Source organism: Paenibacillus sp. CB74 (genome assembly GCF_055687625.1).
On record NZ_CM146009.1, the window covers coordinates 5866863 to 5886292 of the forward strand.

General features: G+C 50.8%; 16 protein-coding genes and 1 riboswitch. All 16 genes read left to right on the plus strand.

Annotated features, from left to right (window positions below):
• Nucleotides 1–16 precede the first annotated feature (16 nt).
• The gene (locus ACX9NY_RS25935) at nt 17–352 is read left to right on the plus strand and encodes a hypothetical protein (protein ID WP_339238395.1); all 336 of its coding nucleotides are present in this window, start codon (nt 17–19) and stop codon (nt 350–352) included.
• A 177-nt stretch (nt 353–529) separates the two neighbouring features.
• Nucleotides 530–2125 carry a spore germination protein gene (locus tag ACX9NY_RS25940; RefSeq protein WP_339238393.1) on the plus strand — a complete coding sequence of 532 codons (1596 nt, stop codon included), beginning with the start codon at nt 530–532 and terminating at the stop codon, nt 2123–2125.
• A gap of 4 nt (nt 2126–2129) precedes the next feature.
• The gene (locus ACX9NY_RS25945) at nt 2130–3329 is read left to right on the plus strand and encodes a Ger(x)C family spore germination protein (RefSeq protein WP_472475900.1); all 1200 of its coding nucleotides are present in this window, start codon (nt 2130–2132) and stop codon (nt 3327–3329) included.
• Nucleotides 3322–3543 carry a hypothetical protein gene (locus ACX9NY_RS25950; protein ID WP_472475902.1) on the plus strand — a complete coding sequence of 74 codons (222 nt, stop codon included), beginning with the start codon at nt 3322–3324 and terminating at the stop codon, nt 3541–3543. The genes ACX9NY_RS25945 and ACX9NY_RS25950 overlap by 8 nt, the downstream gene beginning before the upstream one ends.
• A 55-nt stretch (nt 3544–3598) precedes the next feature.
• The gene (locus ACX9NY_RS25955) at nt 3599–4801 is read left to right on the plus strand and encodes a GerAB/ArcD/ProY family transporter (protein ID WP_472475904.1); all 1203 of its coding nucleotides are present in this window, start codon (nt 3599–3601) and stop codon (nt 4799–4801) included.
• 130 nt (nt 4802–4931) lie between these two features.
• A complete protein-coding gene (locus tag ACX9NY_RS25960) occupies nt 4932–5768 on the plus strand; it encodes a uroporphyrinogen-III synthase (protein ID WP_472475905.1) in 837 nt (278 codons plus the stop codon).
• Between the two features lie 199 nt (nt 5769–5967).
• Nucleotides 5968–6157: riboswitch (cobalamin riboswitch) on the plus strand.
• 404 nt (nt 6158–6561) lie between these two features.
• A complete protein-coding gene (gene cobJ, locus ACX9NY_RS25965; protein ID WP_472475906.1) occupies nt 6562–8433 on the plus strand; it encodes a precorrin-3B C(17)-methyltransferase in 1872 nt (623 codons plus the stop codon).
• Nucleotides 8434–8724: 291 nt separating this feature from the next.
• Nucleotides 8725–10002 (plus strand): sirohydrochlorin chelatase, encoded by a 1278-nt coding sequence (locus ACX9NY_RS25970; protein WP_472475907.1) that lies wholly within the window; start codon nt 8725–8727, stop codon nt 10000–10002.
• Nucleotides 9999–10769, plus strand: a complete 771-nt coding sequence (gene cobK / locus ACX9NY_RS25975) for a precorrin-6A reductase (protein WP_472475909.1) — start codon at nt 9999–10001, stop codon at nt 10767–10769. Before ACX9NY_RS25970 ends, cobK begins: the two co-directional genes overlap by 4 nt.
• Before the next feature lie 71 nt (nt 10770–10840).
• Complete coding sequence (locus tag ACX9NY_RS25980; RefSeq protein ID WP_472475910.1) at nt 10841–11488, plus strand: precorrin-8X methylmutase; 648 nt, start codon at nt 10841–10843, stop codon at nt 11486–11488.
• 911 nt (nt 11489–12399) lie between these two features.
• On the plus strand, nt 12400–13536 hold the full coding sequence (locus ACX9NY_RS25985) for a cobalt-precorrin-5B (C(1))-methyltransferase (protein WP_472475912.1): 1137 nt from the start codon (nt 12400–12402) through the stop codon (nt 13534–13536).
• Nucleotides 13499–14782: a precorrin-6y C5,15-methyltransferase (decarboxylating) subunit CbiE gene (gene cbiE, locus ACX9NY_RS25990; protein WP_472475914.1), complete on the plus strand. Its 1284-nt coding sequence runs from the start codon at nt 13499–13501 to the stop codon at nt 14780–14782. Before ACX9NY_RS25985 ends, cbiE begins: the two co-directional genes overlap by 38 nt.
• An 11-nt stretch (nt 14783–14793) precedes the next feature.
• Nucleotides 14794–15609, plus strand: coding sequence for a precorrin-2 C(20)-methyltransferase (gene cobI / locus ACX9NY_RS25995; RefSeq protein WP_472475916.1), 816 nt, complete (start codon nt 14794–14796; stop codon nt 15607–15609).
• Nucleotides 15606–16403, plus strand: a complete 798-nt coding sequence (gene cobM / locus ACX9NY_RS26000; RefSeq protein WP_076332461.1) for a precorrin-4 C(11)-methyltransferase — start codon at nt 15606–15608, stop codon at nt 16401–16403. The genes cobI and cobM overlap by 4 nt, the downstream gene beginning before the upstream one ends.
• Nucleotides 16396–17481, plus strand: coding sequence for a cobalt-precorrin 5A hydrolase (locus ACX9NY_RS26005; RefSeq protein WP_472475918.1), 1086 nt, complete (start codon nt 16396–16398; stop codon nt 17479–17481). Before cobM ends, ACX9NY_RS26005 begins: the two co-directional genes overlap by 8 nt.
• Nucleotides 17482–17837: 356 nt before the next feature.
• Nucleotides 17838–19337, plus strand: coding sequence for a cobyrinate a,c-diamide synthase (locus tag ACX9NY_RS26010; protein WP_472475920.1), 1500 nt, complete (start codon nt 17838–17840; stop codon nt 19335–19337).
• Nucleotides 19338–19430 lie beyond the last annotated feature (93 nt).

The window sequence follows — 19430 nt, forward strand, 5'->3', positions numbered from 1 at the left end:
AGGAGGATATATACGTATGGCGCAACAGGAATGGTTTATGGTCAAACATGCGGTAACCGGGCGAGGACTGGCGAATAGCAAAACAGATTCACTGTCCTATCGATTCCAACAGGAGGGTACAGGCTTCTTATTTACCGTGACGGGTCTGGACGAGCAGATTGTGGAACAGATTATGGAGCTTAGACAGGAACTGAACGTATTTCGTTTCGTGCAGCGCAAGGAGCAACCCCTTTTGAAGCACTGGTACTACGTAGAAGGTGAGCGAGTTGTGTACGACAGGGAGAGCCACACACTAAGCATCTATGCGAAGTCGGAGATTCGTTATGTGCCTGAAGATTATTTTGCGGATTAACTTTAAAATAGCTTGATTAGGATCTGGAATAGATAAGAAGGTCTCTGTTAAATACAGAGGCCTTTTTGCTGTCCGGATAGAGAAAATTCTTCGTAATTTTGCAAAAAAGACCACATAATTCACGACTGTCTGGCACAAGCTACCTTGTATAAAAAAACAAGAACGGAGGGGCGGCATATGGCGGACAAAACATCTGGGAAAGACAAGTCCCGACAACCGGGACGAGCTTCAGAAGAGAAAAAACATATCCCTTTGGGACTGCCATCCCCGCCTTTTCTACGGCAGCCGATTAGTGCAGTACATGAAACTCAGATTCAAGCGGTAAAGGAGATCTTCTCCGATTGCTCGGATGTGGTTTTTCGCAATGTCATGATTACACCGGAAGTGAAAGGGCTTCTGGTCTATATTGAAGGCATTGTTAACTCGGCTGATATCCAGGAGCATATGCTGCGTCCAATTATTCGAGGGCTGGTGCAGCAGCGCACAGATGAGCCCGATGTTCCACTGGATGATACAACCGTTGAGCTGACGCAGGTGAAACGGGTCGAAACTTGGGCTGCTGCGGCAGAAGGTGTGCTGGCATCCTCTGCCCTTCTGGTGGTCGGTGGAAGTCGCGAAGCCTGGATGTTCAATGTCAAAGGTGGCGTCAGACGTGGTGTGGAGGAACCGCAGACAGAATCCGTGATTCGGGGACCGCGGGAGGGGTTTACCGAAACACTGCGCGTGAATACGGCTTTGCTGCGCTTCAAGCTGAAAACACCTTCTCTCAAGATGGTAAGCATGACTCTTGGCACAGAAACCAAGACCGATATTGTGCTGACCTATCTGGAAGGTATTGCTGATCCAAAAACGATTCAAGATGTCAAGAAACGTCTGGAAAAAATCAATATTGATGGCATCCTGGAAACGGGTTATATCGAGGAATTGATTGAAGATCATCCGTATTCGCCTTTCCCGCAGATGCACTACTCGGAGCGGCCGGATACCGTTGCAGGCAATCTGTTGGAAGGACGCTTTGCCATTCTGGTAGATGGAACCCCATTCGCGCTGATTGCTCCAGTCACGATGTGGCAGATGCTGCAAGCCAGTGAGGATTATTACGAGCGATTCTTCATCAGTAATCTGGTGCGGTGGATTCGCTTCTTGTTCGTAGCCATCGCTCTGTTCCTGCCAGCCTTGTATATCTCTATTACAACATTTCATCAGGATATGCTGCCAACCACGCTAATTCTGAGTATTGCTGGTGCACGGGAAGCCATCCCTTTTCCGGCTTTGGTGGAAGCCCTCATCATGGAGCTGTCATTTGAAGCTCTTCGGGAAGCCGGGGTCAGGTTACCCAAAACAGTGGGGCAAGCCGTCAGTATTCTCGGCGCACTTGTGATCGGGCAGGCGGCAGTCCAGGCCGGGATAGTGTCCGCACCGATGGTTATTATCGTATCCATGACAGGTATAGCCTCCTTTACAATTCCGCGGTTTAACTTCGCGATCACCGTACGCCTATTGCGATTTCCGATCATGTTACTGGCGGGTATGCTCGGATTGTATGGCATTGTCATTGGCTTGGTTCTGATCTCGGTGCATCTGACACAGATGACTTCGTTTGGTGTACCTTATCTGTCAGGTCTTAGCCCGTATAGTAAAACAGATACCAAAGATATTCTTATTCGTGTGCCATGGTGGAAAATGATCAATCGTCCTTCTACGGTTCATCGGGATCAGAAACGGATGAAAGAGAAGATCAATGGTTCGCCTGAAGCTGAGGAAGGATGGTGAACACATGTTTCTTATTCGTAAATTCCGCACTGTGTTGATGTTACTGCTATGTACCATTTTCATAGCAGGCTGTTGGGATCGTAAGGAAATTAATGATATTGCCTTTGTGATTGGCATAGCCGTTGATAAGGAGCAGGACAATTACAGATCCAGTCTCCAGATTGCTCTGCCTGGACAATCCGGTTCTACCGGAAGCTCTGGAGGTGGCGGGGGGACAAGCGGGGATAAATCGTGGTTCATGTTGTCCAATACCGCGAAGACACTGAGAGGGACTACACTTGAAGGCCAAAAATCACTCTCACGAAAGATTTATTATGCACACCGCCGTACCATGCTTATTGGAGAGGATCTTGCCCGGGATGGCGTGGCTCCGATGCTTGATTTGTTTACGCGCTACCCGCTCAACCGATTCTCTGCATTACCAGTGGTGACGAAAGGCGCGGCATATAAAGTCATGGATACGGATGCACCCATAGAGAAGTTTCCATCTGAGATGGTGAGAGAGTTGTGCTTTCTAAATATGCGTAATCCACGTTCCCTTAAAACGTTCACTGATGCGATCCTGAGTGAAGGAGTAGACCCATTCCTGCCGGTTGCTTCGAAAGTGGACAATGTTCCGAAGAATTGGAAGGATGCCAAAACAAATATCAAGCTGGATGGACTGGCCATTTTTAAAAAAGACAAGTTGGTAGGCATGATTGACAAAGCTCCCGCAGATGCTTTGATTCTCGCTATGGGAGAAGCCAATGAACCAGAAGTTATGGTCAAGGCTCCACGCGGAGAAGGAGATATATTCATCAAGCTGAACGAGAACAACTCTTCACTGCACCCCAGTGTCAAGAATGGCAAGGTTAGTGTAACCGTTCAATTGTACGCCAAAGGCGTGGTAGTAGATAACGAATCAAATTACGGTGATCTGAGTGAAAAAGAGATTTTGAAATTAAATGACGCGATCCACCAAAAAATAAAAGAGGATATCGTTGAAGGAGTTCGGTTAATACAGGAAAAATACCATGCCGATATTCTCGGGATTGGTCGGTCGATCCATCAACACATGCCTAAAGAGTGGGACAAAATGAAGGATCGATGGAATGATATCTATCCTGATGTTGAGGTAAAGGTTATCCCTCATGTCATCATTGAAAATGTGGGGATAGTTAACAAGCCGATTGGTGTCATGGAGGAGGATATTGTACATGATTAAACCACTATTGTTCACCTATCTGGGGATGGTCATTATTGTCATTGTCATGGACTTCAGACACCTGAAGCAGGCCGCAGCTGTTAATCGATGGTTATCCTACGGTCTGATTGGAATAGGAACTGGCCTTTGGCTTTATGTAACCCATTTAAGCAAAACCTTTTTTGTGGCGGTATGGATTAGCCATGTCATCCAGCGCTTTTTACCGTTACCGTAGATGGGGACTGGGGGTGGTGCGAAGTACAGAATGAATGATGGAAAGGAGGTATTATATGAATCAAAGTGTGACTTCTCGACAGATTGTACTACTCGTGCTGTTGCTCAGTATTACAGGCACGTTGATTCAACCCCATGCACAGGCCATTTTTTATGCGGAACAGCATGCTTATCTCTCGTATGTACCAGTTGTTCTCGTGATGATTATATCCATGTGGATGGTAAGCCGAGTCCAGCGGAGGTTTCCGAATCAGGATCTATTTGAGGCCCTTGCTGACCGATTCCCCTTTATGGGAAGGCTCGCAGGTGTAATGTACGTTTTGTTTTTTTTCTTCATATTCGCAAGAGATATCCGATTGATTGGTGATTATGTAAGTATAACTTTATTAGAGACGACACCGATTTCCATCGTTGTATTGTCACTTATGATTATGGCGGTATTTATCGTCCGAGGTGGGCTTGGTTCGTTGATCGGAATGTCGGAACTCTATGTTACCCTGTTCCTGTTGAACTCTCTCATTGTGCCTTTCATGCTTATCCAGCAGATCAATATGGAGAATCTGATGCCTTATTTTCATGTGGATGTTGCAGGAGTAGGTAAGGGGAGTTGGTACATATTTTCTTTTTACGGAGAGATGATCGCATTGCCTTTTGTCGTTAAGGGCAGTGACTTTCGCTTCAAGTCTGTGATATGGGGCATTATCATCTCGGGATTGCTGATGATACTGATTCTTGTGGAAACCATTACATCGATAGGTGTGCCTATTGCGTCCAGGCTGGTATACCCTTCTTATGAGCTGGCAAGACAGTTGCAAATAAGTGATTTCCTGGATCGGTTTGATCTGGCGCTGGCAGCGGCGACCCTGCCTACCATGATTACCAAAATTGCATTTGATCTGTACTTTGTCTGTTGGGGACTGAAGCGAATGATTCCGAACGTATCAGGAAAGGTCATGACTGGCCCTGTGGCGCTGTTAGGATTCGTATGTGCCTTTTGGTTCTTCAAGAACGCAATTCAGCTGTATCGGTTTACTCGGGAATGGACATGGATTGCCATTGTTTTTGAAGTACTGTTCCCGATTGTGCTGTTTCTTTTCCTTCGTCCTCGCAAAAAGGATAAAAAAGAATCTGCCCACCAGAAATCGGGAGAGCAGTCCAAGAAAGAGAAGCATGAACAGGGACAAGAATCCACTGATTCGGAGAAGAACGGGGAGAAAAGAAGGCAAGATCGTCATGGGGGAGAACTCCAACCTTCCTGATACATTCCATCAAAAATCCTTATAGATGAACGGGCAAAAATAGCGTAAGCACAGTTTCGCTTCACAGAAGTACCCTGTATACTGTAGTCAGACTGATGAACATTCGGCTGGACTAACGGGGGGAACATGAATGGCTCAACATTTGGCAGGTGTGCGTGTAGCATTGACAGGACCACGAAAATCGAAAGAAATGTCCATACTGGTTGAAAAAATGGGGGGAATCCCGCTTGTGCGACCGGCACAGGGGACCGTATTCCTGGATGATCGGAGTATCAGGGATGGGCTGGTATCCTGGATCTCAGACCCGCCAGACTGGGCGGTGTTAACGACGGGTATGGGATTGGATGCATTGTTTGAAATGGCTGAGGATATGGAAGTCGCAGGACAATTGTTGGATGTATTATCGGAATCCTCCATTGCAGCGAGGGGGTACAAGACGGTGAATGCGCTCAAAAAGCGCAGATTAACGCCCCTGGTACGGGATGATGACGGTAGCACGGACGGGCTCATTCGAGAATTCGCCCCGCATGATCTCGCAGGGAAAAAGGTCATATTACAGCTTCATGGGGAGACAGCTCCCAAACTCGTTGCATGGTTGGAAGAACAAGGTGCAATCGTCAGACAAGTGCTCCCTTACCGCCATGTACCGCCGGAAGATGCAGAGCTGGAACAGCTGTTGAATGAAATTCTAAAGTTCGAGGTAGATGCTGTTGCGTTCACAAGTGGACCCCAAGTCAGATTTCTGACGCAATATGCGGCCTCCCAGGACAAGCTTGAGCCGTTGCTTGCCGCCTTCAGACAAGGCGTAATTCCTGCATCCGTAGGTAAAGTTACAGCAAACTCCATGCGTGAAGAAGGCATTGAGGCGCTGGTCATTCCGGAGGAAGAGAAGATGGGTGCACTCATCGTTGAACTTGGACGTTACTTTGCCGCAGGGCGTGCGGACAAGGTTGGCGGTCAGCAATAAAGGTTGAGTCGTTAACAGAAACGAACTCAATGCAAGGGTTGTTGGATGGTTATAACGAATGGGATATGCATAGGTTATTCCGGGTTCTGATCCGATTTTTGGATCAGGACTTTTTTCTGTTTTGTCTGAAAATAGAAGAATGGATAAGTATCATAAGCATGGACATTATTTCCTGCACGGTGTTATTATGAAAACAATATTGAATGAAAACAAGCAAGGTGCTCTTGCGTGCAGCAAGAGGTAACAGGGAATCGGGTGAAAGTCCCGAGCGGTCCCGCCACTGTAATGGTGAAGCCCTTTTTGATCCAAGTCACTCGGAAAGCCGGGGAAGACAGAAAAGGAAGCTGATGATCCAAAGCCAGGAGACCTACCTTGCATGTGTCACCAAACCCTTCGCGGAAAGGAGTGGTGTACGAAGAATCAGGAATTGGGCGAACAATCGGTGCGCCCGGCTGGCCCCTCCAGGCCACATAGTCACAGGACTACCCTTCGGGAGTCTGGGGCTGTGTTCTTGAGTGTACGTACATGCGTATCCCATCCGTTACAAGGATGGGATTTTTTTGTTTTTTTAGATAAATGCACATCCTTGCGATACCTACCCTGTGTCGGGAAATTGCAGGTAGAGGAATAGATTAGTTGGATCATAACGGGTGATGTAAGAGCCTTGTTCGATAGTCTGAGTAAACAGAGCTGACGAGTTGAACATGCAGTACAGCGGGGGAGAAGGTCGGCATAGCCGCCCTTCTTCACTGTTTAGATCAGTACGACAAGTGTGATGAAGGAGGAGAAAATCATGCAAAATCAAGGCAAGCTGTTGATTATCGGGTTCGGCCCGGGAGCAATGGAACATATCACCAAGCGGGCACTCGAAGCACTTCAGGAGAGTGAGGTAATTATCGGATACAACACGTATGTGGATCTTATTCGCCCTCTGTTGAACGGGCAAGCGATTGTGCGTACAGGCATGACGGAGGAAGTAAGCCGTGCACAAGAAGCGGTTCGACAGGCGGAGACGGGCAAAATTGTTGCCGTAATTTCCAGCGGTGACGCAGGTGTGTATGGTATGGCTGGACTGGTGTACGAGGTGCTGATGGAGCAAGGTTGGAAGCCGGATACGGGTGTTGCCGTCGAGGTTATTCCGGGCGTATCGGCCATTCAGTCCTGTGCATCACTGCTGGGTGCCCCTGTCATGCATGATGCATGTACGATCAGCCTTAGTGATCACCTTACGCCGTGGGAGACCATTATTCGCCGGGTTGAAGCCGCAGCGTCCGCTGATTTTGTCATTGCCCTGTACAATCCACGGAGTGGACGGCGCACACGCCAGATCGTGGAGACACAGGAAATGATCCTGCGTTATCGTGACCCACAGACCCCCGTAGGTCTGGTGAAAAGTGCATACCGTGAGCGTCAGGACGTTGTCATGACCACACTGGAGGATATGCTGAATCATGATATCGGCATGCTGACGACCGTGATTATCGGCAACTCCTCGACCATGATGTACGAAGGACTCATGGTCACCCCGCGCGGGTATCAGCGGAAATATACGCTGAACACCGCGGAACAGTCGCTCAGACCTCATGAGCGACTACGCACGGAAGCCGAGCCATGGTCGCTCGGCGCAAGGGAAGCCCGCGCTGCCGCCTCCGGCGAGGCAGCGGGCGAGAGCGCCCGAGCGGGCACGGCTCCGCAAGGGCAGCCGCCCGCAGGCGCAGGGGCAGCTGCCACTACGCCTGCGGCAAGCCCGGCGAGCGGCGCTGGCACCGCCGTGCTTGCCGGCGAGCGACCTGCGCCCGTTGCGGCAGAGGCCGCTCCGGGCCGAGTCGCAGAAGCGCCACGCGTCAGCGCAGCTGCGCTGGCCGCCGAGGCGCTGACACGGCTCGCGGCAGGCGGCGCGCTCGCGGGCGAATCGGCGAGCCGCTGGCTGAATGCAGCAGCGCCGAGCCGAGAAGCAAGTTCACCCCAGGCTGCGACCGCAACGGCGGTACGCACCGCGCCCGAGCCTGGGCGTAAGGCGCCGCTGTTCGAAGTCGGCGTGTCGCCCGGCGTGGGCAACAAAAAATTCACCGCAGCCCAGATGGCGCTGCTGGCGCAGTGTGCAAGTGAAGACGGCGAACTGGAGTACACGCCGGAGCACCAGATTATTCTGAGAGTGCCGACATTTGAACCGGACTCGCTGGTTGAAGAGCTGCGTGCAGCGAATTTTATCGTTGTACCGATTGGTGATGTCATCAAGGTGAAGGCCTGTGACTTCTGCAATATGGAGAAGGACGATGCTGTCCCGATGGCTAACCATTTGCAGGCCGTGATTGGCGGATTGGGTGCACCCAAAGAAACGAGTGTGGCGCTGAATGGCTGCGGTATGGCATGTTACGGGGCAGTACTGGAGGATATCGGCATCGTATATCGCAAAGGTGCATATGACCTGTTCCTCGGCGGCAAGAAATTCGGCCGCAATGCTCACCCTGCCCAGCCCGTAGCGGAGGGAATTCCGGGTGATCAGATCGGTGGCATTGTGGAACGTATTGTGGCGGATTACAAAGAAAAGGGCCATCCGAATGAGCGATTTCACAAGTTCTTCAAACGAGTCGGCGTAATTCAGGGCTTCCGCCATGTCGATGCACCGGTCACTGTGGAAGTAAACCCGATATGTGGTGACTAATTCCATACTTAATTCCTTACTAAATTTCTAAATAAGTCTTGAGTAATCATTAATTAATTCCCTGCCTGCACGACTTCTTTCGTGGAGACATGAGGGTGCAGCTTGTCAGGACCTATCTAATATTTTGCAATATTCGCTGGATTTCAGCTGACATAGATGGATTGATTTTTACGAGTAATGCAGTGAATGGGTGGAATGACTGGTTTGGCGTAGTTTTTACCGGATGAACTGGAGTGCCGAATGAATATGAAAAGTCTGATCTGCGGGTCAGACGGGGGAGGAATAACAAAGATGGATGCAATATTGTTGGTGGGACACGGGAGCCGTGATCCCGAGGGGAACCGGGAACTGAAGGAGTTTGCACATGAAGTAGCAGCGAAGGCACCTGAAAATACGTTGGTGGAGACCTGTTTTCTGGAATTAACGAGACCAAGTATTGCTGATGGTGTTACCGCTTGTGTGGACCGAGGTGCAACACGTGTTGTGTTGGTGCCGATCATTCTGTTTGCTGCCGGGCATGCCAAGATTGATATTCCTAACGCCATTGACCGCGCCAAGGCACGTTATCCGCAGGTGGAGTTCGTATACGGTCGTCCAATCGGTGTTCACGAGAAAGTTGTTCAGATCATGCAGACCCGTCTGCAAGAAGCACAACCTGTACTTGTCGCATCCCAAGGCGGCACAGCGGTAGCGGCTCCACCTGCTCCGGTGACGGATGAAGAGACTGCCGTACTGGTGCTTGGACGGGGAAGCAGTGACCCGGATGCCAACAGTGACTTTTTCAAAATGACCCGGATGTTATGGGAGAAACTGCCCTACAAGTGGACGGAAAGCAGCTTCATCGGTGTGACTCAACCCTCTTTCCCGGATGGATTGGAACGCTGTCTCTTGCTGGGCGCGAAGAAAATCATCATCATGCCTTATTTCCTGTTCACAGGTGTACTGATCAAGCGTATTGATGAAATGACCGCAGAATTTGCAGCGGCGCATCCAGACATTCAGGTTGAGGTTGGCGGATATTTTGGCTTCCACCCGAAGCTGGTTGAACTGGTACTGGAGCGGGCCCATGAGGGGTTATACGGACGTGTAACAGCTAACTGTGATAACTGTCAATTCAGACTTGAAGCAGCCAAACACCACCACCATCATCATGATCACGACCATGGGCATGACCACGATCACCACCATGATCACGACCACGACCATCATCACGATCATGGACATGAGCACAGTCACGACCACCATCATGAGCACAATCATGCGCACAACCACGATCATTCGGACCATGATCACTCTCATCTTCATGATGAGCATGACCACCAGCATGTACATGCACACGATGACCATACACATAAACATGACCACAGTCATGATCACGCGAATACTGCCGGCGATCGTCAAACGTCACTCGATTATCATCATGATCACGATGAAGAGTTGCATCATACGCATCACGAGCACGAAGATAATCGGAACAACCAGGGTGACGCAGAAGGAATCGTACAAGAAGCGGCTTCTCCCGATCAGTCACAGGTTGCAGCAACTTCGGAGCAGGTGAATCGTCCATGATCTTCATGTTGTGTGGTACGAGTGATGCCAGGGAACTCGCTCTACAGATCCAGCAGCAAGGTACAGACGTGCTGACTTCTGTCGTAACCGACAGTGCTGCCCATAGCCTGACAGAGGCCGGATTACCTGTTCGGACAGGCCGTTTGACCGTGGAAGCGATGGTGGAACTTGTGCGTGAAAAAGGTAGCCGTGCCATCGTGGATGCAAGTCATCCATTTGCCGAAGAAGCACATGCCAATGCGATGGAAGCAGCCAAACAGGCGGGCATTCCATACATTCGTTACGAGCGCACGGGTCTCGCGTACGATGATCATGCGTTGCTGCATGTCGTGTCTTCCTACGATGAAGCGGCACTCAAGGCCAAAGAATTGAAGGGCTCGGTCATGCTGACGACAGGTAGCAAAACGTTACAGATTTTCACCAAGCACCTGCTCGGTGATCCGGACATTCGTCTCGTTGCCCGCATGCTTCCACGTCTCGATAATATGGAGAAATGCGGTGAGCTTGGCGTTGAACAGCGCAATATTATTGCGATGCAGGGACCTTTTTCCCGTGAAATGAATGAAGCTTTGTACAAGCACTATGCGACGACGGTAATGGTTACCAAGGAGAGCGGCAAGAACGGAGCGGTGGATGAGAAAATTCAATCTGCACTGGAGCTGGGCATTCATGTCGTGTTGATTTCACGCCCTGAAGCTGAATTCGGAACGGTGTTTGATCATTTTGAAGGTGTACTGGATGAGTTGGAGCGTGTATTGGTGCAGTAGAGCACCCCAATAGTTTTAATTTGAATAATGAATTTTTGAATGACACAACGAGTAGAAGGAGTGAAATGCACATGGATTTCAAAACGGAATTTAAACCGTTGACCGTACAGCCACAGGAGATTGAGGGGAAAAGCTTTGAGATGATCACGAAGGAACTGGGTGAGCACCCTTTCACGGCTGAGCAATATCCAGTGGTACAGCGTGTCATTCACGCCTCGGCTGACTTCGAACTGGGCCGCAGCATGGTGTTCCACCCGGATGCCATTCAAGCAGGGATTGCAGCGCTTCGTGCCGGCCAATCCGTCATCGCTGACGTACAGATGATTCAGGCTGGCGTAAGCAAGGATCGCATTCGCGGTTTTGGCGGAGATGTGCATGTACATATTTCCGATCCCGATGTGATGGAGGAAGCCAAACGCTTGAACACCACTCGGGCCATCATCTCGACACGTAAAGCGAATCAATTATACGAAGGCGGAATCTACGCCATTGGTAACGCCCCAACAGCATTGCTGGAACTGATCCGTCTGGTCAAAGAAGGCGAAGCCAAACCGGGCCTGATCATCGGCATGCCCGTCGGTTTCGTATCCGCAGCAGAATCCAAAGACGAGCTGCGCAAACTCGACATCCCGTTCATCACCAATATCGGCCGCAAAGGCGGAAGTACCATCGTCGTAGCCGCCCTGAATGCCATCTCTCTGATGGCCGTGAAGGCGTAGTCATTTTAAGTAATTTTAAGTAACGACCACAGGTGAATAGAGGCAATCGCGACGCAAACAAACGAGCGTTACAAACTTTAACAAATTCTAGCGAACATAATGAGCTTTAACAATCCTTAGCGAGCTTTAACGTACCACGAACCTTAAAGGACTTTAAGGAATTCTCGCAAACTTAATGAGCTCTAACGAACCTCACAGGCCTTATATTGCGGATTATCATCCGTTTCATATTCTAACGAATCTGAGTAACGCTATTCCGGTGAAACACGCCGAAAAGTGGTGAAAACAACGTCTGTTTAATGAAATAACGTCACTACGATTCGTTACAATTTTTGTTTGTGGAATTTGGCCCAAATAACGTCTTCTCGATTCGTTAGAAATGTAGATGTCATAAAAAGTTATCCACTCATACTCGCATGACTGAAAGGGATTGCACGGGTATGTTGTTCACCGTCATAAGGTGATCAATCCTCAAGTATCACCAACTAGCAAAAAGAACAGCACACGCTCAAACACAAACCAAGTAACTACATTCCATGCCAAGTCCTACGGGCATGGGATGATTAGTTACCCAAAAAAACCTCAGGGCATTGTTTAGCCCAAGAGGTGGCATTATGCACTGTGCCAGATGGATGCAGAAGCAGATAGCAGCGAAGGGGACGGAATCGATTCTGAAGAAGCGGAGCTCAAAGCTTTCTGCAAGAAAGCTACTTCGGAAGCATACACTCGCCTTTGTCTCCGGATTTCTCCCTTTACAAAAGGGAATCAAAGAAATCTGGAGACAACAGCGATCATAAGAACGATCCGTACCCGTAGCGGTCACCCAAGCGCCAAAAGCCACCACCCACGCACACAGCATAATTTTCACCTCATTTAAACTAGCTAATTAAAGGACGGGAGGTTCAAAACCCATGAAAGGCGGCAATACACCAGATCCCGACAAACCCATGCGTTCCGGCTTCACCACAGGTGCGTGTGCCACAGCCGTTGCCAAAGGAGCGACGCAGCTCCTGTTAACGGGCCATGTACCTGCACAGGCCGTGGTTTCATTGCCCGCGGGCTTTGACCACTCGTTCGAACTGATCGAGCAGGAACTGACCGATGGCGTAGCGACCTGTGCCACGATCAAAGATGCCGGAGATGACCCGGACGCCACGCATCGGGCGAAGATCATCGCACATGTGTCCTGGCGGGACGAGCCAGGCATGGAGCTGGATGGGGGCATCGGCGTAGGCCGGGTCACGAAGCCTGGACTGCCCGTGCCTGTAGGCGAAGCGGCAATCAATCCCGTTCCGCGCCGCATGATTACCGAAGCCGTCACTCAGGTGCTCGCCGAACACGGCACAGCCAGAGGCGTGCGGGTTGTGATCAGCGTGCCGGACGGCGAAGAGATGGCGAAGAAGACACTGAATTCCCGTCTGGGCATTTTGGGCGGCATCTCCATTTTAGGTACACGCGGCGTGGTCGTTCCGTTCTCCACCTCTGCTTACAGAGCCAGTGTGGTGCAGGCCATCTCGGTTGCTCAGGCATCCGGATGTGATCATATTGTACTGACGACGGGCGGCAGTAGTGAGAAATACGCCATGAAGATGATGCCCGATCTGCCAGAGGAAGCTTTTATCCAGATGGGTGACTTTGTCGGCTTTGCGATCAAACACGGTAAACGGTTGGGCATGAAACGCATCACGCTGGTCGGGATGCCAGGCAAATTTGCCAAAGTGGCCCAAGGCGTCATGATGGTGCACTCCAAGAGTGCGCCGGTGGATTTTGGATTTCTTGCGTCCGTGGCCCGCGAGACTGGAGCCGGGGATGAACTGGCGCAAGCGATCGAGGAAGCCAACACGGCCACTCAGGTGGCAGATATGATGACCGAAGCCGGGTACTTGCCCTATTTTGAAAAGTTATGTACATACGCCTGTCGGCACTGTTTGGAACATGCCGGAGGCGGCGTGACAGTGGAAGTAGTATTGGTAACAATGAAAGGAATGGAACTGGGGAGGGCGGAAATCAGTGAACTCGAAGACAGCAACTGGAGCAAAGAATCGTAAAATCCGCATCATTGGCGTGGGTGAAGAAGGTGCAGCAGGACTGACAACGGATAGCCTGAATCTCATTCAGGAGGCAGATGTACTCGTTGGCGGAGAGCGCCAGTTAGAGTATTTCCCCGCATTTGCAGGTGAACGGTTAGCGATTAAGAGCGGTTTAAGCGATCTCGTTGTGAAAATAAAAGCGTTACAGGCCACACACAACGTCGTTGTGCTCGCCTCGGGTGACCCGCTGTTCTACGGCATTGCCGGGTATTTAGCGCGCCAAATCGGCCCGGATCAACTGGAGATCCGGCCTAATCTCAGTTCACTGCAGCTGGCATTTGCCCAGCTTGGCGAGAGCTGGCACGATGCCGTGCTCGAAAGCGTGCACGGTCGCCCGCTCAAAGGCCTCGCCCAGCGCATCGATGGCAAAGCCAAAATTGCGCTGCTCACGGATGAGCACAACAGCCCCGCTGCGATCGGGGTTTATCTGCAACAGTTCGGCATGACCGAGTATGATGCCTACGTTGCCGAGAACCTGGGCGGCGCAGACGAACGTGCCCGCCATTACACCCTCGACGAGCTGGCGGCAGCAGAATGCAGCCCGCTGAACGTCGTGATTTTGCTGCGCCGCAAGGATGCACCAGCGCCGCGCAAAGGCTTCGGGTTTGCAGATGAGGAATTCCATCAGCGCAAACCGGAGAAAGGCCTCATCACCAAGCGTGAAGTCCGCGCGTTCAGCTTGTCTGAGCTGAAACTGGGCGAGGACAGCATCGTGTGGGATATCGGCGCAGGATCAGGCTCGGTGGCGGTGGAGTGCACGCGGCTGGCGCCGCGGGGTCAGGTCTTCGCCATCGAAAAGAACGAAGGTGACCTCGTGAACATCGAGGCCAACCGGATCAAATTCCGGACCGATTTCACCGTCCTTCATGCCAAAGCACCAGCAGGGCTGGACGAACTACCTCATCCGGATGCGGTGTTCATTGGTGGCAGCGGCGGCGAGCTCGGCCAGCTGATCGCCCTGTGTGCGTCCCGGCTGCGCCCCGAGGGACGCCTCGTTGTGAATGCAGCGACGATCGAGACGCTGCATGACAGTATGAAGGCGATGCGCGAAGCAGGCATGGACGCCTCCGTGACGTTACTTCAGACGGCGCGCAGCAAGCCGATCCTGAATATGACCCGTTTTGACGGACTCAATCCGATCTATGTCATTACAGGACAACACACAGTAACCGAAGAAACGGAATCCGCAGACGGAGCAGAGTGATTTTTCAATGAATGAACAAGGGGGAGAGCAGCATTAGCACAACAACTGCAAGCACAACAGGAAACACTGTGTGGGGAAGCACTTCCGCAGAACCATTGGAACATAAATCAACGGATCACAAAGCCATCGGTACACTGTATGGCGTGGGTGTTGGGCCGGGAGACCCGGAGCTGATTACGGTAAAAGCATACCGGATGATTCGCGAATGCCCGGTGGTTGCATATCCAAAGAAACGTAAAGGCGGTAAGTCCTACGCCCACGAGATTGTGGAACTGTATGTGAACCCGGAAGAAAAAGAGATGCTTGGCCTGATCTTCCCGATGACGAAGGACCCGGTTGTGCTTGAACGCGAGTGGGGCAAGACCGTTGAAGCATGCTGGGGCGCGCTCAAGGAAGGCAAGGATGTGGCTTTTGTAACTGAGGGTGACCCCAACCTCTACAGCACATTTATTCATCTGGCCCGGCTGATGCGAGAGTTGCATCCTGAAGTACCGATTAGTTCGATCCCGGGTATCTCATCCGTGTTGGGTGCAGCGGCAGCGCTGGATATTCATCTGGCAGACGGAGACGAACAGGTGGGCATTATTCCGGCTACGGCAGATAAAGAAGCCATGCGGCAGGCAATTGAGCATCACGATACGATTGTATTTATCAAAGTGGCGAAGGTGCTTGACCCGATGCTTGAATTGCTGGACGAGATGGGACTCGGCGGCAAAGCTTCGGTCGTTACCAAAGTCACTTCTCCATATGAACTCGTCTGGCGCGATGCCCGTGAACTGAAAGGGCAGGAGCTGGAATATCTAAGCCTGATGGTGGTGAGCAAATGAAGACATTGGAAGCGAAAGTCTATATCGTAGGCGCAGGCCCGGGTGATCCGGAACTGATCACGGTGAAAGGTTCTAACATTTTGAGAAGTGCAGATCTGGTGCTGTATACGGATTCCCTCGTGAACGATGAACTGATTGCAACGGCGAAGCCCGAGGCAGAAGTGCTGCAAAGCTCTGGCATGGATCTAGAACGTCAGGTCGAACTGATGTGTGAAGCGACTCGTGCGGGCAGAAGTGTGGCCCGTGTGCATACGGGTGATCCGGCGATGTACGGCGCAATTCTGGAACAAATGGTACTGCTGAAACAGCAGGGCGTGGAATATGAGATCATTCCGGGTGTGAGTTCGGTCTTTGCTTCAGCAGCTGCACTAGGGGCGGAATTGACCGTACCAGAACTGACGCAGACCGTTATTCTGACACGTGCAGAAGGTCGTACCCCTGTGCCTGAACGGGAGAAACTGCGTGATCTGGCATCCCATCACTGTACGGTGGCGCTCTTCCTGAGTGCAACTTTGGCGAAAAAAGTCGTGGTTGAATTCCTCGCCGCAGGCTGGAGCGAAGATACACCTGTGGCAGTTGTGCAGCGGGCAACATGGCCTGATCAAAAGATTGTACGGACCACGCTTGCTAATCTGGCCGCCGATCTGCGCGCCGCCGGCATTACAATGCATGCGATGATCTTGGCAGGCTGGGCGCTTGATCCGGATCTCGTGAACCGCGATGCCCACCGTTCCAAGCTGTATGATAAATCCTTCACTCATGGCTACCGTAAGGGAGTGAAGTCCGGTGAGTAATCCGTTTGCAGCTGTTGCCATCACGAAGCATGGTGTGGAGATGGTGCGTAATCTGGCAGGGCAGTTCCAGGGTACAGACGTGTATTATATGAGCAAGTTTGCTCGTGGCGATGAGGAACAGTTGGGTTTTGAGTTGTTCGAAGGCTCGGTGAAGCTGATTTTGCCTGATTTGTTCAAACGATATAATGGCATCATTCTGTTTATCTCCCTGGGGGCAGTTGTGCGTATGATCGCTCCAATTCTGGTGGACAAAAAAGTCGATCCTGCCGTCCTGGTCATTGATGACCGCGGCGAAAATGTCATCAGCGTGCTGTCTGGTCACCTTGGCGGTGCAAATGAGTTAACTCGTCAGGTTGCGGAGGTACTCGGCGCACGTGCTGTTATCACGACAGCTTCAGACGTGCAAGGCACCATTCCGGTGGACATGTTTGGGCGGGAGTTGGGCTGGATCGTAGACAGCTTCGACAAGGCAACCCCTGTCAGTGCGGCTGTTGTGAATGAAGAACCTGTGGCTCTCATTCAGGAGACGGGGGAGCGGAACTGGTGGAGATATAACAAACCCGTGCCGGATCATATCCGTGTCTTCAGCAATCTGGAGGAAACGGAATCCTTCCCGTTCAATGCTGCCCTGGTCGTTAGTGACCGTCTGCTTTCGGCAGAAGAAGAGCAACGTTTTCTTACCAATGGTGTATTGTATCGTCCGAAAAGCCTCGTGCTCGGCATGGGCTGTAATCGCGGCACATCTATCGAGGAATTGGAGCAGGAAGTTCTTGCTACCTTGGAAGAGTTATCCCTTTCCGTAAAGAGCGTGCGCAACATTGCCACAATTGATCTGAAAAAAGATGAAGAAGGCCTGTTGGCTCTCTGTGCCAAATATGGCTGGGAACTCGTAACCTACACCCCTGAGGAACTGAATACAGTGAAGCTTGCGAATCCATCCGAGACGGTATTCAAATATACGGGAGCATATGGCGTAAGTGAACCTGCGGCGTTGCTTTCCTCCGGAGCGGATCATTGGCTGTTGGAGAAGAAAAAGAGCGGCAATCTGACGATCTCCGTTGCACGCGTTTTATTTTAGTAGAGATATGCATGAAATGAATCTACTTTACACAATAGCACTGCGATGACAGAATACTATTTCAATCGCTGTTATCCATGGATTTTTGATTCCCTTTTTAAAGGATAAAATCTGGTGATAAAGGTCAGTTGTATGTTACGAAGCAGCTTTCTTTCAGAAAACTTCTAACGTCGCTTCTTCAGGTTATTTCTGTCCTCTCTATTATTGTGTAACATTCATTTCATGAATAAAGAGAGTGCAATAATCTTGACCGCATCGCTATGTGATGCGGTTTTGTTTGGATTATAGAATTTATACGTTCTCAGCGGAGCTGAAGGATTCGATATTCGATATCGCAAGAAAAGGTGGAATTGAAAATGACCATTGCAGATCGTAACGCCAGGCCCCGACTGATCATCGCAGGCACCGGAAGTGGTGCAGGGAAAACGACAGTAACTTTGGGGCTGATGAGAGCACTCGCCCAGCGTGGTTTGAGTGTACAGGGGTTCAAATGCGGCCCAGATTATATTGATCCGACATATCATACCGCCGTTACGGGCAGACCGTCACGTAATCTGGATGCATGGATGACATCGCCAACGTATGTGAGAGATACGTTTGAGAAGGCATCGGCAGGACATGATATCTCCATTATAGAAGGCGTTATGGGCCTCTATGATGGCAAAGATCCGCTCAGCAATACAGGCTCGACGGCAGAGATTGCTATGGTCACGCAGACCCCTGTAATCCTGGTTGTGGACGTACGCAGCATGGCTCGCAGTGCGGCCGCGATTGTACTGGGTTTTCAACAGTTGGAACCTGCATTAAATATTGCCGGCGTGATCGTCAACCGTTGTGGAAGTGCAGGTCATTATACCATTGTGAAAAAAGCCATCGAGCAGATGTGCGGCATTCCGGTGGTTGGTTGGCTGAAGCGGGACGAAGACATGTCCATCCCGGAGAGACATCTGGGACTGGTGCCTGCCATTGAGCGCGGTGAACTGGAACCGTTATTCCAACGTGCTGCCGATGTGCTGATGGAAGGCACTGATCTGGATCTTCTGCTTGAACTGGCGGCAAGTGCTCCACCGCTCAATGCAGAAGACATGAGCCCTTCAACCGCTGTCCACACGGATTCAGATCATGCTGAATCAATCTCAAATTACGATTCACATTCCGATTCAATGACTAACGTTGATAATCGACAAGTATCATATGCACTACAGCCTGTTATTGCCGTTGCGCGCGATGCGGCATTTAATTTCTATTATCCTGACAATCTGGAATTGCTCGAAGCAGCTGGGGTTCGATTACAATATTTCAGTCCACTCGCTGGTGAAGGTATTCCAACGGATGTGGACGGCATCTATTTGGGTGGTGGATTTCCTGAGGAATTTGCAGCAGAGATTGCCGGTAACCAAGGATTCCTGGATGGACTTCGACAGGCGGCACAGACCAACATGCCTTTATTTGCCGAGTGTGGGGGCTACATGGTGCTTGGGGAAACGTTGACCAACCGTGAGGGTGCCACCTTCCACATGGCGGGTATTATCCCCGCACAGGTGCAGATGCAGAAGAAGCGAGCTGCGCTTGGATACCGTGAAGTGAGCAGCGTTCAGGATTCCTTTTTGCTGAAAAAGGGTGAGGTGCTTCGGGGTCATGAATTTCATTATTCCACGATGAGCTATCGTGACGAAGAGACGATCCCTTATGCGTATGAGACCAAAGGGTTACGTGGCTTGAAGCAAGAAGGATATGCGACAGGCAACATCGTGGCGGGGTATACGCACGTTCATCTGGGCTCTTACCCGGCAGCCGCACGAAGATGGGTGGAGCATTGTCAGGCTTATCGGAAGGAGCGATATATTCAGGAGTGAAAGCAACGGTTAGACAGTTCAAAACGATGGCTGAATTCAATAAGCAAAATGGCTCTAATCTGATTTTTATCTCATGAGTCTTTGGTCGTGAAG

What these genes read in the sequence shown, in the direction of transcription:
- cobI (WP_472475916.1), top strand. Translation starts at nt 14,794, where the DNA reads ATGAACAAGGGGGAGAGCAGCATTAGCACAACAACTGCAAGCACAACA.
- ACX9NY_RS25935 (WP_339238395.1), top strand. Translation starts at nt 17, where the DNA reads ATGGCGCAACAGGAATGGTTTATGGTCAAACATGCGGTAACCGGGCGA.
- ACX9NY_RS25950 (WP_472475902.1), top strand. Translation starts at nt 3,322, where the DNA reads ATGATTAAACCACTATTGTTCACCTATCTGGGGATGGTCATTATTGTC.
- ACX9NY_RS25945 (WP_472475900.1), top strand. Translation starts at nt 2,130, where the DNA reads ATGTTTCTTATTCGTAAATTCCGCACTGTGTTGATGTTACTGCTATGT.
- cobM (WP_076332461.1), top strand. Translation starts at nt 15,606, where the DNA reads ATGAAGACATTGGAAGCGAAAGTCTATATCGTAGGCGCAGGCCCGGGT.
- ACX9NY_RS25980 (WP_472475910.1), top strand. Translation starts at nt 10,841, where the DNA reads ATGGATTTCAAAACGGAATTTAAACCGTTGACCGTACAGCCACAGGAG.
- ACX9NY_RS25970 (WP_472475907.1), top strand. Translation starts at nt 8,725, where the DNA reads ATGGATGCAATATTGTTGGTGGGACACGGGAGCCGTGATCCCGAGGGG.
- cobJ (WP_472475906.1), top strand. Translation starts at nt 6,562, where the DNA reads ATGCAAAATCAAGGCAAGCTGTTGATTATCGGGTTCGGCCCGGGAGCA.
- ACX9NY_RS25960 (WP_472475905.1), top strand. Translation starts at nt 4,932, where the DNA reads ATGGCTCAACATTTGGCAGGTGTGCGTGTAGCATTGACAGGACCACGA.
- ACX9NY_RS26010 (WP_472475920.1), top strand. Translation starts at nt 17,838, where the DNA reads ATGACCATTGCAGATCGTAACGCCAGGCCCCGACTGATCATCGCAGGC.
- ACX9NY_RS25985 (WP_472475912.1), top strand. Translation starts at nt 12,400, where the DNA reads ATGAAAGGCGGCAATACACCAGATCCCGACAAACCCATGCGTTCCGGC.
- ACX9NY_RS25955 (WP_472475904.1), top strand. Translation starts at nt 3,599, where the DNA reads ATGAATCAAAGTGTGACTTCTCGACAGATTGTACTACTCGTGCTGTTG.
- cobK (WP_472475909.1), top strand. Translation starts at nt 9,999, where the DNA reads ATGATCTTCATGTTGTGTGGTACGAGTGATGCCAGGGAACTCGCTCTA.
- ACX9NY_RS25940 (WP_339238393.1), top strand. Translation starts at nt 530, where the DNA reads ATGGCGGACAAAACATCTGGGAAAGACAAGTCCCGACAACCGGGACGA.